The sequence below is a fragment of the Corynebacterium sp. HMSC074C03 genome, from assembly GCF_001838285.1.
Taxonomy (GTDB): Bacteria; Actinomycetota; Actinomycetes; order Mycobacteriales; family Mycobacteriaceae; genus Corynebacterium; species Corynebacterium amycolatum.
This window is the reverse complement of sequence record NZ_KV836233.1, coordinates 1-1,406: the sequence shown is the minus strand read 5'-3', so window position 1 is coordinate 1,406 and position 1,406 is coordinate 1. Positions and strand designations below refer to the sequence as shown.

Sequence of the window (1,406 nt, the reverse complement as noted above, 5' to 3'; positions counted from 1 at the left end):
CCATTATCGGGGACACTCACAAGGTAACGGGGAGAGCTGCTGAGTACGGATTAAGTAGCAAAAGATCGCGGGCTGCAAATGTGAAACTGTGCGAGCTTATGGCACTTTCAGGCCATTTTTCGAGCCATTTTTGTCATAAACGCAGTCACTACTCTCGAGTACTCCTAGCAGCGCTTAGCTTTCCTTGTTCGCGTCCCACAGTCGCTTGCCGACGAGTCCCGCGCCCCCAACAACTCCTGCCAGTAGTGCTCCGATCGAGAGCCACCGCATCGTGGCGAAGGTTACGGAGCGGAAGTGACGGTAGTCGTAGATAGTCCAACCCATCTTCTGGGCGTAATTCCGCAATTTGCGATCCGGGTTGATGGCCACGGCGGTGCCCACCATGGACAGCATGGGAATGTCGTTGGCGGAATCTGAGTATGCCGTGCAGCGAGACATGTCCAACCCGGAGGAGGCCGCCAGAGCCGCTACCGCGTGCTTCTTACCCGGGCCGTGGAGGATATCGCCCACCAGGCGGCCGGTGAACTTTCCATCTTTGACCTCGGCGACTGTGCCGAGGGCGCCGGTCAGCCCGATGTGCTTAGCGATAACCTGGGCCAGCTGCACCGGGGTGGCGGTGACCAGCCAGACCTCTTGGCCAGCCTGGATATGCAGTTCCGCCAGATCGCGGGTGCCCTGGTAAACGCGGTCGCTGATCTTTTCTTCAAAGATCTCTTCGCCGAGTTTGACCATTTCATCCACATCGTGGCCGGCGAAAAACTCCAATGCCTGTTCGCGGGCCTTAGCTACGTCGGCGGCGTTTTCCGCGCCCGAGATTCGGAATTTAAGCTGTTTCCAAATCATCCCGGCCAAATCGCGCTTCTTGATGAACCCGCGCTCGACCAACCCCATGGCAAAGAGGAAGATTGATGCGCCCTGGACAAGCGTGTTGTCCACATCGAAGAAAGCGGCTGCGCCTTGATCGCGTTCGACACCTGGAATGGGCTGCGAGAGCACACGTGCACCGCCAGCGGCATCTTCGGCACCCGCTACACTGCGAAATCCCGTAGCCAGTTCTTCGCCGCCGACGTCGTAGACCTCGCCGAGAGCTTCCAGCGCATTGGCGGCTGCTGCAGTACCAGCTTCCTCCTGTGCTTCATCATTGAGCGGAGCGAGAACTATCTGCTCGAGGAAGTTGCGGACGTTACCCTGCGAGGACGCAAGGTCGCCCAGCATGTCGATGGGGAAGGGGGAGCGGTTGACGGCACTGAACTCACTCACGGTACGAAAATCTCTTTCCACGGTGTATGCAACTGATATCCGTTATCGGAAGCTCTTGTTGAATAGTATCCGCTCTTTAGGCAAAGCTGCGCGCTGAGATTCAAGGAGCGGATGGGGGGTGTCCCTATGTTTTTGTCAAGTGCCAG

General features: G+C 57.8%; 1 protein-coding gene. It reads right to left on the bottom strand.

Annotated elements, in window-relative coordinates:
• Nucleotides 1–174: 174 nt before the first annotated feature.
• A complete protein-coding gene (locus HMPREF2847_RS07255; RefSeq protein WP_049172365.1) occupies nucleotides 175–1,299 on the bottom strand; it encodes an HAD family hydrolase in 1,125 nt (374 codons plus the stop codon).
• Nucleotides 1,300–1,406: the final 107 nt, after the last annotated feature.